Raw genomic sequence first — 17,146 nt, forward strand, 5'->3', positions numbered from 1 at the left:
TATAGGGAATTTGGTCTATTGCAAGAACTGACATAATTCTTATTTGCCTTCTAAGAGTGAACGTTTTGTATCATTTTTCTTCATATAATAGCGTCATTTCTCTGACTGCTGATATGACCTGCTCCACAAGCTCCCGGGGCCCGGTAGCACGGATGCCGGAACCCAGGGAGAGAATAATACGGAGGGCGGACTCCGGGGTGTTGAACTCGGCCTGAACCTGCTGCCATCCTTGCCGGGAGGAAGGGCTGTGGTCCAGCAGTTTTACATAGCGTTCTTGCTGAAGCTGCTTCCAGGCACTGTCCGCAACGAGCAGTTCCGCAGAATAGCGCGGGAGGGTGGCGCGAAAGGCCCGGTTCGATTCCTGCCAATAGGCTGCAAGATCGAAATGCCCGGGGCGCTCGAAATATTCATCACTCAGCCAAGCCTCCGAAATTCTCGAGACACGGAATGATTTAACCGTACCGGCATGCTCAGCGGCGGCATACCAGACGCCCCGCTTGGCAATCAGGCCAAGGGGAGCAATCAGGCGGGGCTCGCTTTGTTCACCGCTCTTATAGATCATCTCAACTTTGCGGTTCTGCCACATGGCCTGTTGAAGCAGGGAGAGGCAGGGGAAAGCCTCGCCTGTCGGATGCCACCCTTCCCCGTCAATGTGGATGCGCTGGCTGAAATTTTCAATGGAATGCCCGCCGAGTCTGGAAGCGGCCGCCTCCACTTTCCGTGCTGCAGCGGAGAAGTCTTCTTCCATACCTAGTGCCTTTAAAATGGCCGGATCGGCCGAAAGCAGCAGGGAGCCCAGTTCCTTCGGCTTCATGCCTGTCAGGGAGTTGCGGTACCCCTCGCTGAAGCTCCAGCCGCCGGCGCGGCCTCTTTCCGCGAAGACCGGAATGCCGGCGGCGCTCAGCGCCTCCATATCGCGGACAACTGTCCGCCCGGATACCTCCAGGGACACAGCCAATTCTCTTGTAGTCATCCTGCCCCGCTTTTGCAGTAGCAGCATTATCGTGATCAAGCGGTCTGCACGCACAAATATTCCTCCCGGTTTCTGATGAATAGACAGTTTATTTCAGTTTACCTTAAATATATGTCAATGGATGTCTTATTTAATGTTTACAATGAGAAAAGAAACAAACCCATCTATCAGTAGAGAGGAGCTGTGTTGATGAATAGTCTGCAAGGTAAAGTTGCGCTGGTTACAGGCGGGAGCCGGGGGGCAGGGCGGGGAATTGCGCTTGAATTGGCCAAAGCCGGAGCGTACGTCTACATTACCGGAAGAAGCAGCGGAATCCCGGAAGCGGGACAGCGTCCCGAGACGGTTGATACCGTAGTGGAAGTAATTCGCCAGTTGGGCGGCAAGGGGCGAGCCATCCGCTGCGACCACAACGTCGACGAGGATACGCAGAAGGCAGTAGCCATTATTGAAGCGGAGCATGGGCAGCTTGACATTCTGGTAAACAATGCCTGGGGAGGCAATACTCTGCCTATAGACCTTAAGCCTATGTGGGAACAGCCGCCGCAGCATTGGGATTATATGTTTCAGGGCGGAGTCAGGGCGCAGCTCATGACCAATTATTACGCGATCCCCTTACTGCTTAGGAGCGGCTCCGGAGGTGTCATTATTCACACCACCTACTGGGATCATTACAAATATATCGGCAATTTCTTCTATGATCTGTCCAAAAATGCTCTGGTGCGAATGGCCTACGGATTGTCCGTGGAGCTGGCCGCGGACGGCATTGCCGTCATTGCGCTCTCGCCCGGCTGGATGCGCACCGAATTGGTGCTGGAGAGTCTGCAGACTGACGAGGAACATTGGCAGGAGGTGGCCGAGCTGAAGAACAGTGAATCGACCGCCTATATCGGCAAGGCAGTTGTCCATCTGGCAGCTGATCCGGGAATCATGGAGATGACCGGTGTTCCCCAGCAGGTAGCCCGGCTGGCAGAACATTACGGCTTCACCGATGTAGACGGGCGCAGAGTGCCGGTCTTCGAGGTTCAGGACCATTGATGATTCAAGGTACAAGAAGAACGCTCATTCAGAAAGCCGGCCCCGGGCCGGCTTCCAAATGAGCGTTGCTTGTTGTTTGGGATACATTTTTTTGATTTGCAGTAATGCTGTTTCGGTTACTTACAGAAGCACAATCTCTTCGGCGGAGTTGATTTCCGGCAGTCCTGCCAGCTTCACCAGGACGTCCTGCGGAACTTCCTTGTCGACGGTCAGCAGCATAATGGCGGCGCCGCCCACAATCTTACGTCCTACCTGCATCGAAGCGATATTGACGCCGTTCTCGCCGAACAATGTGCCCACGAACCCGATGATCCCCGGTTTATCGTTATGGGAAATCAGAATTTGGTGGCCTTCCGGAGCAATATCAACCGGGAATTTGTTAACCTGCACAATCCGTTCGCCATAGCCCTGCAGCAAGGTTCCTGCCACGAGGTATTCCTGGTTGTCGCTCTTCAGTGTCACTGTAATCAGGTTGGTAAAGCCCTTGGTCTTCGGCGATTTCGTTACCACGACATTGATGTCGCGCGTCTTGGCCAGATGCATCGAATTGACAATGTTGACATCGCCGCCGAAATGGCGGGAGAGAACACCCTTAACGATGTAACGGGTGAGCGGCTGGGTGTCCACATCGGACAGATCGCCGGCATATTCCACGAAAATCTCGGTGAACGCGCCATGCGTCAGCTGCGTTGCGAAGCTTCCCAGCTTCTCGCCGAGCGTGAAGTATGGCTGAAGCTTATTCATTACACTTGCTGCAACCGGCGGGATGTTGACGGCATTGATGAACGGTTCGTTGCGCAGGATATGCAGCACCTGCTCCGATACGTCGATCGCGACATTCTCCTGGGCTTCCACAGTAGAAGCACCCAGATGCGGGGTGACGATAATTTTCGGATGGGAGAGGAACGGGTGATCCGCCTGCGGCGGCTCTTTCTCGAATACGTCGAAGGCTGCTCCGGCAACAATGCCGCTGTCAATCGCTTCAACCAGTGCCATTTCGTCGATAACGCCGCCGCGTGCACAGTTGACGATGCGCATGCCTTTTTTCATTACTTCGAATTGCGGGCGGGAAATCATATGGCGCGTCTCAGCCGTGAGCGGTGTATGAACGGTAATGAAGTCGGCGCCGCGTACAATATCGTCTACCGAAGCGAGCTTCACTTCGAGCTTTCCGGCACGATCCTCCGTCAGGAACGGGTCATAGGCCAGGATATCCATACCGAAGGCCTTGGCCCGTTTGGCCACCTCGCTGCCGATCCGGCCCATTCCCAGTACGCCGAGGGTTTTGCCGCGCAATTCCACACCCAAGAAGGATTTCTTATCCCAAACCCCTGCAATCGTCTTGGCATAAGCCTGCGGGATATGACGGGCAAGCGCCATCATCATGGCAAAAGCATGCTCACAGGTGGTAATCGTGTTGCCGTCCGGGGCATTGATGACAACGACCCCGCGCTGTGTGGCGGCTTCCAGCTTGATATTGTCGACACCGACACCTGCTCGGCCGATGACCTTCAAGTTGGTGCCGGCCGCGATAATTTTCTCCGTAACCGTAGTCTGACTGCGGACGAGCAGGGCGTCATATTCTCCAATGATGGCAATCAGTTCTTCTTCGCTGAGTCCGGTTTTCTTGTCCACAGTAACGTCGCTGGCGTCCACTAACTGCTGAATGCCCATATCGCTGATTGGATCCGATACTAAAACTTTGAACATGATTTCAATTCCTCCTTATGATTGGAAAGCTGATTATTGAAAGGATGCCTGGAAAGGGCGTCCGCAGTACCTGCATTAGACTGAAATAACGTTGCAACGCGGTGTCGCATAAAAGAAAGACGATACGCAAATACGCCTGCGCTGGGTTCATGCCCGCCGGGCGGCTGTACCAGGGCAACAAAAAAACTCCCGAACCCCATACTACTGCCGTAGTAAGGGACGAGAGTTGTCGTGGTACCACCCTAATTCACTGCATCTGTAAAGATGCAGCCTCATTGACCCAGCAAATGGGCCACACTGGTAACGGAGTGAACCGAATGTATCTACTACAAGTTCGATACAACACCTCAGGAGCGCTAAAGACAACTTTCAACCGCCGGTTTGCACCATCCACCGGCTCTCTGAAGGCTTCCAGTATCTTTGTTCCATCATCGGTTTTTAATGTTTTGCTTGATTAATTTTTCATAATGTAACATGGCGGTGCCAGATGTGTCAATAGGATTATTCATCCCGTCCCGCCTTGAAGTCGGCTGCAATATTCGTTATGATGAATAACCGGCTCTACTCGTTGAAGAACGGCAGCTCCGGCAGGGTTTCCTTGGCGTAATATTGCTCGCGCCATTTCATGAAATCCGCCTCCTGGACCGCATCGGTCGAGGTCAACAAATTCAGGCAGGATTGTACATCCTTCAGCGAAAGCGAGCTCGCCGTTCCCGAATAGATCATATCGTCAATCTTGGCCGTAATATCCTGGGGATCATAGCCGGCAAATATACTGCGGTTGAGCATAATGTCTGAGACTGCCGCATTCTTCTGCAGCAAAGGCATCTTCTTCCATTGCACAAAGCTCAGTGTCTTCAGCTCACCCAGCTGTGCCGGAATTTTGCCGTTGACCTTTGATCCCCATTTCAGCATGGAATCATAGAAATTCTTCTGGGCGAGCAGGCCGAATTTCGCTGCACTGACCGTGAACTTGTCACCGTTTAGCTGCTTAGCGATCTGCGATCCGGCCCCTCCTGACGAAACTTTGCCCGAAGCCTGTGAGAATAGAGTGAGGCTCTTGAGAATATTGAGCTGGGCTTCATGCAGCAGCGGCGAGCCGCTGAAGACGGAGTCCTGTGTGACCTTCTCGTACTGCTTGTCGGCCAGGATGCCCAGATTCTTCAGCGTTGCCGCATTCTCGCGCGAATCGGTGCTGCGGGAGAGCTTGTCCACCTCTTCGTTCCAGCTGAGCTTGAATTCCCGATACGGCAAAAATACGTTATGATAGAATGTAACGAGGTCCTGCTGCTGATATGAACCGGAGAATTCTTCGGTGGTCTCCTTGGCGGTCAGATGAGCATACTTGGCCTCCGTCTTATCTGCCCCAACCTTTACGCCTGTAAAGAATGCGGCAAACGCCGAAATGAGAAAAAACAGAAAACCTAATGTGTACAACATTTGTGTGCGGGAGTTGCGGCTGCTCATCATTCGTGCTCCTTCTTCAAGTGAAATAATCTATGTATTAATGTTGTAAATACATTATAGAACAGGCAGGTTGCGATGAAAAAATTCAAATTAGGCAACATTAAAGTAAAAAAGGCTGATCCGCAGCAGTTGACAGACAAGCTGCTTCTGCTGAATCTCTACATTACGCAGGGCCTTACTTTAATTATCGGTTTGATATGGATATTATTTCAGAATAGAAACCCATTCGAAGTATTAAAATTTCCACACAACACAAATTTTTTGTACTGGGGCCTTGGATTAGCCGCTGTAATGCTCCTCGTTGATTTTATTCTGACCCATATTATACCTGAGGAAAGCATGGATGACGGCGGAATTAATGAGATGCTGTTTAAGCGCCGGCCTTTCTGGCATATCCTGCTGATTGCCGCTGTGGTTGCCGTCTGCGAGGAACTGCTGTTCCGCGGTGCGATTCAGCACTCCATCGGCCCCTATTGGACCAGCATCCTCTTCGCTGTCATTCATGTCCGTTACTTACGGCACTGGATTCCTACAGGCTGGGTTTTCCTGAGCAGCTACGGGCTGGGGTATATATACATTCATTCCGGAACGCTTTGGGCTCCGATATTATGCCATTTCTTCATCGACCTGTTCTCAGGTCTGGTGATCCGCTACAGGAGGGAGACATGAGTGAGGAGCTAAGCCGGGTCAAATCCCGGCGCAGAAGCAAGCCGGACACCGCGCAGCGCGAAGCCGGAGCGCCTGCAGTTAAGATGTCCGCCTCTGAAGGAACGGAGGGAGTCAGTCACCGGACGCAGGTCACCTTGTCCAGAAAAGACCGACATTCCGGCACCGGTGGCAAGCGTATGACGAAAGGCACGGAGGAAGGGGCAGATACGCCTTCGCGCACCAAAATACACCGGATGGAGCGGGTCCGGCTTAGCAAAATTTTCGTTAACACACTGATCGTTATGTTCGTGGCGCTGCTCGCTTCGCTGTTCTGGTGGGGCTGGAAAGGCGCTCCGGCGCTGGATACATTATGGTGAGCCCGGTTTTATATACCATGCTTTTGGTCGTGTTAATACTTGCCGTGATACTGCTGGCGATGGTGAAACAAGCGTTTTCGACCCGCATTATTGCCGAGGAAATATCCTTGCCCGGCTTGCCGGCCGGTTTTGACGGATTTCGCATTCTGCTGATTACCGATATCCACAGCCGGAAGCTCCCGCAGGGGCAGCTCATGGCTTTGAAAGGCAGTGTTGATACTGTCTTTCTGGGCGGAGACATGACGGAAAGAGGCAATCCTGTAACACGGCTCATCGGCAATGTAGCCCTTGTATCCTCGCTGGCGCCGGTTTACGCTGTTCACGGCAACCATGATTATAAAGCCGGTATTGCACTGGTCGATAATGTACTGCGCGGCCATGGAATCGATCTGCTGCTGGATGAGAACCGGATATTGCAGCGTGGCGGCGATCAGCTCGCCTTGACCGGCGTCGACTTTCCCCGGACAGGAGGAGTCAAGGCGTATGCTCCTTTGCCGGAGCTGCCTGCGGATATATTCCGGATCATTCTGGTGCATGATCCGCTGTGGTTGTCGCAGCGGTCTGACATTCCTGCCGATCTGGTGCTTGCAGGCCATACGCATGGCGGCCAGGTCGTTCTGCCGCTGCTTGGACGAAGACATGTAGAGCCGTTTTACCGCGAATACAGCGCGGGTACATACTTTATTCCCCGCTCCGAAGGAGGGGAGCCGCAGGTTCGGCTGCTGATCAGCCGCGGCTTCGGCACCTCGCATCTCCCGCTGCGCTGGGGCAGCCCTCCGGAGCTGCATGTGCTAACCCTCCGCAGGCCTGCTGAAGTGCAGTGCTAGAACGAAGTCGGCCGGAACAAGTTCAGAAGAAGCAAGTAAAAAGCAGCGATTCTGCCTCTACAGGAGAATCGCTGCTTTATGTTTTGTCCGGTCAAGCTCAAGGTGCTGGAATCTCAATGCTGCGCGGATCGACGAAGGAATATCCTTTGCCTTCCAGCGTGGTTAACAGCTGATCGAGCGCCTCGACAGTCCAAGGAAGCTCGTGCATCAGAATGTTACTGCCGGAATGGAGCTGATCGGTGACGTTGGCGATCAGCTTCTCGGTCTTGCCGCTTTCCGACTCCTTCATTTCCCAGTCCAGCGATCCCACAGACCAGGTCATGTAGAGCAGCTTGTTCTCTGCCGATACCTTCTTGCCGACATCGCCGCCCGTGCCGTGCGGGGGACGGAAGAAGGCTACGGTCTCGCCGGTCACTTCTTTAACGATTGCCTGAACATCCTCAATCTGCTGCTTCACTTCTTCATAAGACTTGTCCTTCAGCACGATGTGATCCCAGCTGTGGTTGCCGATAATACCGCCGCGGGTATGAATCAGCTTGAGCAGATCCGGATTCTCCTTCACCCGGTAGCCGTTGACGAAGAAAATGGCCTTGGCCTGGTGTTTATCGAGCGTATCGAACAGGGAATTGATCATTGCCGCATCCTTCGGGCCATCGTCGAAGGTAAGAAGGACTACTTTCTTGTTCGTACCTTCCGCAATCGGTACAATATCATAGTTCTTGTTCATGCGGTAAAGCACAGGTACTTCAGCCGTATCTGGCGCTGTGCTTACAGTGGCTTCCGTGCTTGGCGCTGCGGAAGAAGCTTCGCCCTGTGCAGCTGGCGTAGCCGTTACAACGGCGTCCCCGGCTGCGGCTGCAGCAGTGGCTGCCGGGCTGGCCGGCGGAGCGGAGGCGGCAGCCTGCGTATCCGGCGCCGGACTTGCTGATTGTACGGCCGGCTGAGAAGCCCCGGCCGGTGCAGCCGGCCCGTTATTGTTCCCGCTGCAGGCCGTTAGCATGACAGCGGACAGGAGCAGTAATGTTGCAACTTTACCCAACTTTTTCATCCCGCTTTCTTGTTGTCTTTTGGTATGAGCCGGAATCTTTCCGCCAACACTAAGCATGATTTTACCATACAAGGAGGTTAGAGTTATGAACACTTCGTCATTTCTGTGCGGCGTAGTGCTGGGCGCAGTCGCAAGCACGATGATTTCCAGAAAACGCGGCTCGATGATGTCGGCACTGCTTTCACCAAATGGAGCAGGCCAGGGTGCCGGCGAGAAAGCGAAAGACAAGATTCTCGGCATGGCCGGCACCGGATTTGGCAGCACGGCGACAGGCAGCTCCGGGTCACACAGCACGACAGCGTCAGCGGAAACCGAGCATAAGTCTGAATCTACGCTTCAGTCCAAAGAATCCAACCTCCGCATGCTGAAGGATTTCATCCGAAGCAACCCCGATGTAAAGCATGAGGTGGAGAAAATTCTCAAAGAAACCCATACCACGATACCGGGTTTGTAACCGCAAAATGCAGCCGCAGAATCATTTTGTGGATGTTCTGTCCGCAAAATGATTCTTTTTTTATCTGAAGGGTGTAATAAATGGGTGACGAATTATATTTATTTACGTGCAATTGCAGCGCCAAAATGATAACATACATACATAGTAACCATTTTTGGCTCATTACTCGGGACTCATCATACATTAATATTAAATGAGCTTGCAAAAGGAGGATCCTGTCATGAGAATAGAGCGATTAAGTCAAGATAAGATACGGATTTTCCTCACTTTTGACGACCTGAGCGAGCGGGGCATCCAGAAGGAAGACATGTGGCAGGAAGTTCCCAAGGTGCATGACCTCTTTACGGAAATGATGGACCAGGCATACAGTGAACTCGGTTTTGACGCTACTGGTCCGCTTGCCGTGGAAGTGTTCGCATTGCCCGCGCAAGGTATGGTCGTAATTGTGACCCGGGGGAAATATGATCACCAACAGTACGGTGCATCCGGGGAAGAAGAGCTGCCTGAAGAAATTTACGAAATGGAAGTTACTCTGGAACAAAGTGACTCTGTCGTGTATGCTTTTCACGATTTCGAGGTTCTGGTTGAAGCAGCCCATGTTCTGAACGGCAGCATTACTTCCCAAGGGAAGCTGTATTCTTATAATAATAAATGGTACCTCTACTTCGATCCCAAGGAATATGACGACGCGGCACTTGCCGGTCTGGTCGCAGTCCTGGCCGAATACGGGGAGTCTTCGCCGGTTACGGAAGCTGTGCTGGATGAATACGGGAAGACGGTCATGCCGGCGGATGCGGTAGAGACATTATGCACTCATTTTAAACGCCAGCAATAATACCGGGAGCAGGGAAGTGATTTCCGCTTCCTTCAAGAAGGGAATTGACGGGCGGTCATCCTGAAACGGAAGGCCGCCTTAGTCGTTCACGCTTCACCATCAGTCAGGGAGGTTATTCGGTGCTTTTGTTATCGGTTATTACATCGGCAGTGGCACCGGGACTTGCGCTGCTGATCTTCTTCTATTTAAAAGACAAGTACGATCAGGAGCCGCTGCATATGGTGGTCAAGGTATTTTTACTCGGCCTCTTAATCGTGTTTCCGGTTGTGATTATCCAGAGAGGCCTGACTCTGGGCTTGGGCGGGGGCGTCTTCACCGATTCCTTTCTGGTCTCCGCCGGTGTGGAGGAAGCGCTCAAATGGTTTGTGCTGTACCATATGATCTACAATCATACCGAATTTGACGAGCCATATGATGGAATACTATACGCCGTAGCGATTTCGCTCGGTTTTGCAACACTGGAGAACGTCATGTATGCCTGGTACAGCCACGCTTCCATCGGCTCGATGATCATGCGGGCCTTGCTCCCGGTCTCGGGGCATGCCATGTTCGGCGTCATTATGGGCTACCACATGGGCAGGGCCAAATTCTCCATCTCCGGCAGGAAGAAGGGGAGTCTCGCCATATCCCTGCTTCTGCCGTGGCTGTGGCACGGAATCTATGATTTTATCCTGAGCACCTCACCAAATTACTGGATTTGGTATATCGTGCCGCTGATGGCTCTGCTGTGGTACGGAGGCATGGGCAAGGTGGCGCAGGCCAACAACCGCTCGCCGTTCAAGCTGCTCAAGCGTGAGGAAGAGGTTAACCTGTAACTCAAATGGACACACTTGTACCTGAAGGCAATACCGCCGAGGCGGGAATCCCTGAATGGAGCGAGGTGTCTTTTTTGCGTGTAAAAGTACGGATTGTCTGTAAAGAATGCGGTGAAAGCTTCATATTACGGGGCAACAAGGAGCAAGGGGTTATTCAGACCGGCTTCAAACAATGTCTGTGCAACAGCAGCAGCGGATTCTTAATTGAGGAACGGGGTTGAAGAGGACCCGAGCCTCCTTTCGAGGGCTTGACGATTTCAGCGGAACGGGTGCATAAGTCATCAAGGTTATTGTCAAACTAACGGCAATAAGCTATGGAAGGAGTCTTGCAGCCCTATGTACAAAAGATTGAGCGCAATAATGTTCCCCTTGACCGCGCTGCTGCTGATCGGAGCGTTGGTATGGGGTTATCAGGAGAACCAGGAAAAAAACTCGATTCTGCTTAAGGCGGAGAACCAGTATCAGCGGGCTTTTCACGATTTGTCCTATCATGTGGAACGGCTCCATGGGGAGCTCGGCAACACGCTTGCGGTAAGTTCCGCATCCACGGGGGTACACCGCAAAGGGCTTGTTAATGTATGGCGGCTGACCAGCGAAGCCCAGAACGAAATCAATCAGCTGCCGCTCACTCTGCTGCCTTTCAGTGATACGGAGGAATTCCTCTCCAAAATCGCCAACTTCTCGTATAAGGCGGCCGTGCGCGATTTCACGAAGAAGCCGCTGACAGAAGCCGAAATGAATAACCTGAAGGTGCTGTATAAGGACTCGGGAGAAATCTCCAAAGACCTGCAGGATGTGCAGAACAAGGTCATTAGCAACAAGCTGCGCTGGATGGATGTGGAAACGGCGCTGGCCACCGAAGAGAAGGCCGAGGACAATACCATTATCGACGGGTTCAAGACGGTGGACAAACGGGTCGCGGCTTATCCCGAGCTGGATTGGGGCCCTTCGGTCGCCAGCATCTACGATAAACGTTCTGTCAAGAAGCTCGGCGGCAAGCCGGTGACGGCGGAAGAAATCCGGGCCAAAGCATTGAAGTTCGCCGATGCCGGCGGAGATGCGGAGGTAGAAATCATCGAGAACGGGAAAAATACCGAGTGGGCCTCATATACGGCAGTGGTCAACCCTTCCGGCGGCAAGCCGGCGGTCAGTATGGACTTTACGGTAGAGGGCGGTCTGCTCATCTCCTACAACGACAACCGTGAAGTCGGCCCGGCTCAAGTGTCAATGAAGCAGGCGACTTCGAAGGCGGAGCAGTTTCTGGAGCAAAAAGGCTTTCCGGACATGACGGCAGTCAGTGCGGACCGCTATGACAACATGGGCAACTTTACGTTTGTGACCAGCCGGGACGGTGTGCTGATCTATCCCGAGAAGGTTACGGTTCGGGTAGGGCTGGACAATGGAGAGACGACGGGCTTTCAGGCCAGTGACTATGCCCGTGAACATCAGGAGGAGCGGGTAATTCCGAAGCCCGCGCTTTCACTGGCCGAGGCGAGAAAACTGTTGAATCCGGAGTTCAAGGAGCGGTACAACCGGCTCGCCTGGATTGAAAATGAGGATGCCCAGGAGGTTCTGACCTACGAATTCGGCGGCAGAATCAACGGCTCGCAGTACCGTATCTATCTGAATGCGGCCGAAGGCATTGAAGAAGCGGTGGAAGAGATCCGCACATCTTCGGGCGCACAGGATAAATAAAGCCTGCTCTGCGGCAGCAGAGCTTAAATTATAACGGCAGCAAGGCCCTTTCCCTGCTTGTGAGCAGGGGAGGGGCTTTTTCTTTCGCTCAGGCATGTTTTTTCTCACACAGGGTGCAAACGGCCATGCTATAATGTTGATTGATTATGAATAATGTCTGATTATTAATAACACTGTGGCGGTGACATGCTTGTATCCAAAAATCAACGAGTATCTATACATACATGTCGCTTCAAGCGATGCTGCTGAAGCGGATACGTTATATAGATCGAGAATTGCCGAAATGGAAGACGAAAGCTTCCTGATTGATATTCCTATGCAGGAATCCGGCGGCAGGCTCAAGAAGCTGTTCATCGGGGATGAACTGTCGGTTTATTTTATGAGCGAAGGCGGCATCAAGAATTACTTTACGACCCATGTTCTCGGATTTAAAGATGATGTAATCAAAATGGTCCGGGTGCGCAAGCCGGCTGAAGAATCCATCTTCAAGGTCCAGCGGCGCAGCTTCTTCCGTGTGAACGCCGAGCTTGAGCTGGCCCTCAAAGACGCGATGGGCGGCCGTTATCTGGTGCGTACCGACGATCTGGGCGGCGGCGGCGTGTCCTTCCTGAGCGACGCCAAGGTCAAACCATCTGTCGGGGATAAGCTGAACTGCTGGCTCCTGCTGCCCTTCCGCAACGGAAGCGCTGAGCATGTACCATTTGAAGGGGAGGTTGTGCGGCTGAAGGAACTGGAGAACGGCCGCCAGCTGGTGATGCTCAAATTCACGGCCATTCCGGATTCCGAACGGCAAAAGATTATCCGTTACTGCTTCGAACGGCAATTTGATTTCCGCAACCGGTAGGATACAGCCAATTTTTTGCGGGATTGGCCGCTTCTCATTTTGCACAACGTTTTAAACTGTGCTATAATTTTATAAGTCGCAGGCAATGCCTGCTTTTTTCTTGATAATATCAGCAAGTCCTAGTGTTTGAGGAGGAATGCCCCGTTGGATAGGCAGGGTGCACATACTTACGACAGAATTAACGTCGCCATCGACGGTCCTGCCGGGGCAGGCAAGAGCACTGTAGCCCGATTGGTAGCCCGCAAGCTGTCTTACATTTATGTCGATACGGGAGCCATGTACCGGGCCATTACCTGGTATCTGCTGCGTGAAGGCATCCCGAGTGAAGAGCATGCAACAGTGGACCGTATGGTCCATGAAATGCAGATTGAGCTGATCCCGGGCGAAGACGTGCAGAGGGTGCTGATTAACGGGGAAGACGCTACTCCGCATATTCGCAGTCTCCAGGTCAGCGGCCAGGTGTCGCAGTATTCGAAGATTGAGGGCGTCAGAACCTTGCTCAGCCAATTGCAACGCCAGATGGCGCTGCGCAAGGGTGTGGTCATGGACGGCCGCGATATCGGGACAACCGTGCTGCCTGATGCCGAAGTGAAGATCTTCATGACGGCCAGCGTGGAAGAGCGGGCTCTCCGCCGTTACAAGGAACTGAAAGATACGGAAACAGTGACTCTCCAGCAGCTTGAACATGATATCGCCGCTCGCGATCGCCTGGATGAAGGAAGGGAGATTTCGCCGCTGCGACGTGCCGAAGACGCCGTTCTTCTGGACACGACCAAGATGGATATCGATCAAGTCGTGGAAGCCATTGTATCCCACTGCAGAACTTTCGTAAACGGGGAGAGAAATCATTCATGATTTATGTTATTTGCCGCGGATTGCTCCGCATGATTTATGCCGTTGTCTTTCCGCTTCATATTGTCGGCAAAGACAATGTGCCGCAGGAGGGCGGCGTGCTGCTGTGCGCCAATCACATCAGCAATCTCGATCCGATGACGGTCGGGATCAAGCTGGACCGCCAGGTCAAATATATGGCCAAAGCCGAGCTGTTCAAAGTGCCAGTGTTAGGCTGGCTGGTAAGGCAGCTGGGCGCATTCCCGGTGAAACGGGGGGGCGTCAGCAAGGAGTCGATCAAGACGGCGCTGACTACGCTTCGCGGCGGACATGTCATGGGGATTTTCCCGGAAGGGACGCGCAATTCGGATACCGGTATTGCCAAGAAGGGAGCGGCCAGCTTTGCTCTCCGCAGCGGCGCTGCGGTTGTTCCGGCAGCCATTGTCGGGACATACAAGCCTTTTCGCCGGATGACGGTGATTTACGGGGCGCCGGTCGACCTCAGTGCTTTCGAGGGAGCGGGCAGCGAATCGTTTGAAGCGGTAACCGATGTCATTATGAGCCGCATTTACGAGATGGCCAGGACTGGAAAGCCGACGGTGAATTAACCGCAGCTCTTCTTGCTTCGCACGGCATATCCGCTATATTTTGGGAACATACTAAATTGCAAGGCCAAGAACATAATTTTTTTGATTGTTTTGAACCCTGCTCTTACGCGGGTTTAAATAAATGGGGTTTTGAATCGAGGAGGGTAATCACATGTCTGAAGAAACAAGAAACCAGGAAGCTGCGGTGAATGCTGAGAACAGCGAAACCGTAGAAACAACGGAAACTGTGGAAGCAGCTGTAAACGAAGAAACTGCCGGAGCCGCTGAAGTAGCTCAGGACAGCGAAGAAGAAGTAACAAGCCAAGAAGGATTGGAGATCATTTCTCTGAAAAAAGGCGATACCGTGAAAGGAACAATCGTCAAAATCGAAGATAACCAAGCTTATGTAAGCATTGGATATAAATACGACGGCGTTATTCCAATTCGCGAATTGTCTTCCGTACAAATCGACAACGCTGCGGCAGCAGTTGAAGTCGGACAAGAAGTGGAATGTAAGGTAGTCAGCATCAACGACAACAAAGAAAGCCTCGTGCTCTCCAAGCGCGCTATTGACAGCGAGAAATCCTGGGAAGACCTCGAGAAGTACTTCGCTTCGCAGGAAGCGTTCGAAGTTACTGTGGCCGACGTTGTTAAAGGCGGTCTGGTTGCCGATGTCGGTGCACGCGGATTCATTCCTGCTTCGATGGTGGAACGTCATTTCGTTGAAGATTTCAGCGACTACAAAGGCCGCACGCTGCGCGTGAAAGTGAAAGAACTCGACCGTGAGAACAGCAAGGTTATTCTTTCCGCCAAAGAAGTGCTGGAAGCTGAATTCGAAGCCAACAAGCAGAAGATTATGTCCGAGCTGTCCGAAGGACAAATCATCGAGGGTACAGTACAACGCCTGACCCAATTCGGTGCCTTTGTTGATGTCGGCGGTGTAGACGGTCTGGTGCATGTATCCGAAATCGCTTGGACCCATGTCGACAAGCCAGCTGATGCTGTATCCGAAGGCGAAAAGGTACGCGTTAAAGTACTGAAAGTCGATCCGGAAAAAGGCAAGATCAGCCTGAGCATCAAAGCGGCAACTCCTGGTCCGTGGGATTCCGCAGCCGGCAAGATCAACATCGGCGATATCGTGACCGGTGAAGTGAAGCGTCTCGTGAACTTCGGCGCATTCGTTGAGCTGTTCCCTGGTGTAGAAGGTCTGGTGCATATTTCCCAGATCTCCCACAAGCATATCGGCACTCCGCATGAAGTGCTGAAGGAAGGCCAGGAAGTTCAGGTCAAAGTGCTGGACTTCAATCCGTCCGAGAAGCGCGTAAGCCTGAGCATCAAGGAAACCGAAGAAGCGCCAGCTCCTTCTCCTAGACCAGAACGCGAACGCAGCTCCAGCAGAGACAAGGCACCTAAAGAAGTCCTGAACAACCCTAACGTATCGCTCAGCAACGAAGGACTCAGCTTCACGCTGGCTGAACGTTTCGGCGACAAGCTGGACAAATTCAAGGGCAATAACTAATCCCTTAGGCAAGCTTTCCTTTTTGCATAAGAGGTAAAGGTATCGGCGAACTCCCGATTGGGGGTTCGCCGATTGTGTTTTACATTAGTTGTTCAAGTGATTGATTTTTTGCTATGATGATTTAGGTACCAATGACAGGAGGAATGACTATGGCAAGACCCGTTGTAGCAATTGTAGGGAGGCCTAACGTCGGCAAATCGACGATCTTTAACAGGCTGATTGGCGATAAGCTGGCGATAGTAGAAGATAAACCGGGGATTACACGCGACCGGATTTACGGCGTATCCGATTGGAACGGCAAATCCTTCAGTGTCATCGACACCGGAGGCATTGAAATAGACGGTGACGACTTTATTCTGAAGTCGATCCGCGTCCAGGCGGAGCTGGCCATTGAAGAGGCCGATCTGATCGTCTTCATGTGTGAGGCCAAGAGCGGCCTTACGAACGCAGACGAGGAAGTGGCGCAAATTCTGTTCCGGTCCGGCAAGCCGGTCGTGCTCGCCGTCAATAAAGTGGATAATATGAAACGTGCAGAAGATATTTATGAATTTTACAGTCTGGGCATCGGCGATCCGATTGGTATTTCCGGTAGCCACGGCACCGGCATCGGCGATCTGCTCGACGCGGTAACTGAACGTCTCCCCGACAAAACCGATGAGGAATACGACGAGGATGTCATTCGCGTAGCCTTGATCGGGCGGCCAAATGTGGGCAAATCATCCCTGGTCAATGCAATTCTGGGCGAGGAACGGGTAATTGTCAGCGATATCGCCGGGACAACCCGCGATGCGATCGACACCCCTTTTGAAAAAGACGGGCAGCGTTACGTGCTCATTGATACGGCTGGGATGCGTAAACGCGGAAAAGTGTATGAAACCACAGAAAAATACAGTGTGATGCGGGCCATGCGTGCCATTGAGCGGGCTGACGTTGTGCTGGTGGTCATCAACGGCGAGGAAGGCATTATCGATCAGGACAAGCACATCGCCGGTTATGCGCATGATGCGGGGAAGGCCTCGATCTTCGTTGTCAACAAGTGGGACGCCGTCGAGAAGGACGACAAGACGATGCAGCACTTTGAGAACAATATCCGAGACCATTTCCTGTTTATGACTTATGCGCCGGTGGTCTTCCTGTCTGCACTGACCAAGCAACGCCTGCAGAAGCTGCTGCCGGTCGTGCAGCATGTCGCGCAGCAGCATTCGCTGCGGATTGCGACCCATCTGCTCAACGATGTGGTATCCGATGCCATAGCCATCAATCCTCCACCGACAGACAAAGGACGGCGCCTGCGGATCAATTACGTTACACAAGTCGCTGTGAAACCGCCTACGATCGTCGTGTTCGTCAATGACCCGTCCCTGATGCACTTCTCCTATGAACGCTATCTGGAGAACAAAATCCGGGCGGCATTCAATTTTGAGGGAACACCGATCCGTATCTTTACACGGCGCAAGTCCGAAAACGAAGGTTAGGGGAGA

At 52.7% G+C, this 17,146-nt stretch carries 17 protein-coding genes and 1 other annotated feature; of the genes, 13 read left to right on the forward strand and 4 right to left on the reverse strand.

Going from position 1 to position 17,146, the window contains the following annotated elements; translation table 11 throughout:
* Positions 1-70: 70 nt before the first annotated feature.
* Positions 71-1,027, reverse strand: coding sequence for a helix-turn-helix transcriptional regulator (locus F1379_RS14800; RefSeq protein WP_150270994.1), 957 nt, complete (start codon positions 1,025-1,027; stop codon positions 71-73).
* Positions 1,028-1,162: 135 nt separating this feature from the next.
* On the opposite strand from F1379_RS14800, the gene F1379_RS14805 reads away from it, so the two are divergent.
* The gene (locus F1379_RS14805) at positions 1,163-2,008 is read left to right on the forward strand and encodes an SDR family NAD(P)-dependent oxidoreductase (protein ID WP_150270996.1); all 846 of its coding nucleotides are present in this window, start codon (positions 1,163-1,165) and stop codon (positions 2,006-2,008) included.
* Positions 2,009-2,128: 120 nt separating this feature from the next.
* On the opposite strand, the gene serA is transcribed toward F1379_RS14805, so the two are convergent.
* Both serA and F1379_RS14815 read right to left on the reverse strand, forming a co-directional pair.
* Positions 2,129-3,718, reverse strand: a complete 1,590-nt coding sequence (gene serA, locus F1379_RS14810; RefSeq protein ID WP_150270998.1) for a phosphoglycerate dehydrogenase — start codon at positions 3,716-3,718, stop codon at positions 2,129-2,131.
* 212 nt (positions 3,719-3,930) lie between these two features.
* Positions 3,931-4,159, reverse strand: a binding site (T-box leader).
* Between the two features lie 120 nt (positions 4,160-4,279).
* Positions 4,280-5,185: a hypothetical protein gene (locus F1379_RS14815; protein WP_150271000.1), complete on the reverse strand. Its 906-nt coding sequence runs from the start codon at positions 5,183-5,185 to the stop codon at positions 4,280-4,282.
* A gap of 75 nt (positions 5,186-5,260) precedes the next feature.
* Here F1379_RS14815 and F1379_RS14820 point away from each other — a divergent pair, with 75 nt between their 5' ends.
* From F1379_RS14820 to F1379_RS14830, 3 genes are all read left to right on the forward strand, one after another.
* The gene (locus tag F1379_RS14820) at positions 5,261-5,854 is read left to right on the forward strand and encodes a CPBP family glutamic-type intramembrane protease (RefSeq protein ID WP_150271002.1); all 594 of its coding nucleotides are present in this window, start codon (positions 5,261-5,263) and stop codon (positions 5,852-5,854) included.
* On the forward strand, positions 5,851-6,210 hold the full coding sequence (locus F1379_RS14825; RefSeq protein ID WP_150271004.1) for a hypothetical protein: 360 nt from the start codon (positions 5,851-5,853) through the stop codon (positions 6,208-6,210). Before F1379_RS14820 ends, F1379_RS14825 begins: the two co-directional genes overlap by 4 nt.
* Before the next feature lie 62 nt (positions 6,211-6,272).
* On the forward strand, positions 6,273-7,037 hold the full coding sequence (locus tag F1379_RS14830) for a metallophosphoesterase (RefSeq protein ID WP_162551172.1): 765 nt from the start codon (positions 6,273-6,275) through the stop codon (positions 7,035-7,037).
* A gap of 97 nt (positions 7,038-7,134) precedes the next feature.
* On the opposite strand, the gene F1379_RS14835 is transcribed toward F1379_RS14830, so the two are convergent.
* Positions 7,135-8,085: a polysaccharide deacetylase family protein gene (locus tag F1379_RS14835; RefSeq protein ID WP_420850504.1), complete on the reverse strand. Its 951-nt coding sequence runs from the start codon at positions 8,083-8,085 to the stop codon at positions 7,135-7,137.
* Between the two features lie 85 nt (positions 8,086-8,170).
* On the opposite strand from F1379_RS14835, the gene F1379_RS30315 reads away from it, so the two are divergent.
* The 9 genes from F1379_RS30315 (at position 8,171) to der (ending at position 17,140) form a co-directional block, all read left to right on the forward strand.
* Positions 8,171-8,539 (forward strand): hypothetical protein, encoded by a 369-nt coding sequence (locus F1379_RS30315; protein WP_150271010.1) that lies wholly within the window; start codon positions 8,171-8,173, stop codon positions 8,537-8,539.
* A gap of 220 nt (positions 8,540-8,759) precedes the next feature.
* Positions 8,760-9,374: a genetic competence negative regulator gene (locus tag F1379_RS14845; protein WP_150271012.1), complete on the forward strand. Its 615-nt coding sequence runs from the start codon at positions 8,760-8,762 to the stop codon at positions 9,372-9,374.
* Between the two features lie 119 nt (positions 9,375-9,493).
* Positions 9,494-10,189: a glutamic-type intramembrane protease PrsW gene (prsW, locus tag F1379_RS14850; protein ID WP_150271014.1), complete on the forward strand. Its 696-nt coding sequence runs from the start codon at positions 9,494-9,496 to the stop codon at positions 10,187-10,189.
* A 336-nt stretch (positions 10,190-10,525) separates the two neighbouring features.
* A complete protein-coding gene (gene ypeB, locus F1379_RS14860) occupies positions 10,526-11,884 on the forward strand; it encodes a germination protein YpeB (protein ID WP_150271018.1) in 1,359 nt (452 codons plus the stop codon).
* Between the two features lie 190 nt (positions 11,885-12,074).
* Positions 12,075-12,728: a flagellar brake protein gene (locus F1379_RS14865; protein ID WP_203457100.1), complete on the forward strand. Its 654-nt coding sequence runs from the start codon at positions 12,075-12,077 to the stop codon at positions 12,726-12,728.
* A 144-nt stretch (positions 12,729-12,872) separates the two neighbouring features.
* Positions 12,873-13,583 (forward strand): (d)CMP kinase, encoded by a 711-nt coding sequence (gene cmk / locus F1379_RS14870; RefSeq protein WP_150271022.1) that lies wholly within the window; start codon positions 12,873-12,875, stop codon positions 13,581-13,583.
* Complete coding sequence (locus F1379_RS14875) at positions 13,580-14,167, forward strand: lysophospholipid acyltransferase family protein (RefSeq protein WP_150271025.1); 588 nt, start codon at positions 13,580-13,582, stop codon at positions 14,165-14,167. Before cmk ends, F1379_RS14875 begins: the two co-directional genes overlap by 4 nt.
* Positions 14,168-14,318: 151 nt before the next feature.
* Positions 14,319-15,665, forward strand: a complete 1,347-nt coding sequence (rpsA, locus tag F1379_RS14880) for a 30S ribosomal protein S1 (protein ID WP_239004679.1) — start codon at positions 14,319-14,321, stop codon at positions 15,663-15,665.
* A 149-nt stretch (positions 15,666-15,814) separates the two neighbouring features.
* A complete protein-coding gene (gene der, locus F1379_RS14885; RefSeq protein ID WP_150271027.1) occupies positions 15,815-17,140 on the forward strand; it encodes a ribosome biogenesis GTPase Der in 1,326 nt (441 codons plus the stop codon).
* The last annotated feature ends 6 nt before the right edge of the window (positions 17,141-17,146 follow it).

Origin of the sequence: Paenibacillus tepidiphilus, from assembly GCF_008635795.1 — a bacterium.
GTDB lineage: Bacteria > Bacillota > Bacilli > Paenibacillales > Paenibacillaceae > Paenibacillus_AQ > Paenibacillus_AQ tepidiphilus.

What these genes read in the sequence shown, in the direction of transcription:
- F1379_RS14815 (WP_150271000.1), bottom strand. Translation starts at nt 5,185, where the DNA reads ATGAGCAGCCGCAACTCCCGCACACAAATGTTGTACACATTAGGTTTT.
- der (WP_150271027.1), top strand. Translation starts at nt 15,815, where the DNA reads ATGGCAAGACCCGTTGTAGCAATTGTAGGGAGGCCTAACGTCGGCAAA.
- serA (WP_150270998.1), bottom strand. Translation starts at nt 3,718, where the DNA reads ATGTTCAAAGTTTTAGTATCGGATCCAATCAGCGATATGGGCATTCAG.
- rpsA (WP_239004679.1), top strand. Translation starts at nt 14,319, where the DNA reads ATGTCTGAAGAAACAAGAAACCAGGAAGCTGCGGTGAATGCTGAGAAC.
- F1379_RS30315 (WP_150271010.1), top strand. Translation starts at nt 8,171, where the DNA reads ATGAACACTTCGTCATTTCTGTGCGGCGTAGTGCTGGGCGCAGTCGCA.
- F1379_RS14825 (WP_150271004.1), top strand. Translation starts at nt 5,851, where the DNA reads ATGAGTGAGGAGCTAAGCCGGGTCAAATCCCGGCGCAGAAGCAAGCCG.
- F1379_RS14875 (WP_150271025.1), top strand. Translation starts at nt 13,580, where the DNA reads ATGATTTATGTTATTTGCCGCGGATTGCTCCGCATGATTTATGCCGTT.
- F1379_RS14820 (WP_150271002.1), top strand. Translation starts at nt 5,261, where the DNA reads ATGAAAAAATTCAAATTAGGCAACATTAAAGTAAAAAAGGCTGATCCG.
- F1379_RS14835 (WP_420850504.1), bottom strand. Translation starts at nt 8,085, where the DNA reads ATGAAAAAGTTGGGTAAAGTTGCAACATTACTGCTCCTGTCCGCTGTC.
- F1379_RS14805 (WP_150270996.1), top strand. Translation starts at nt 1,163, where the DNA reads ATGAATAGTCTGCAAGGTAAAGTTGCGCTGGTTACAGGCGGGAGCCGG.
- F1379_RS14845 (WP_150271012.1), top strand. Translation starts at nt 8,760, where the DNA reads ATGAGAATAGAGCGATTAAGTCAAGATAAGATACGGATTTTCCTCACT.
- ypeB (WP_150271018.1), top strand. Translation starts at nt 10,526, where the DNA reads ATGTACAAAAGATTGAGCGCAATAATGTTCCCCTTGACCGCGCTGCTG.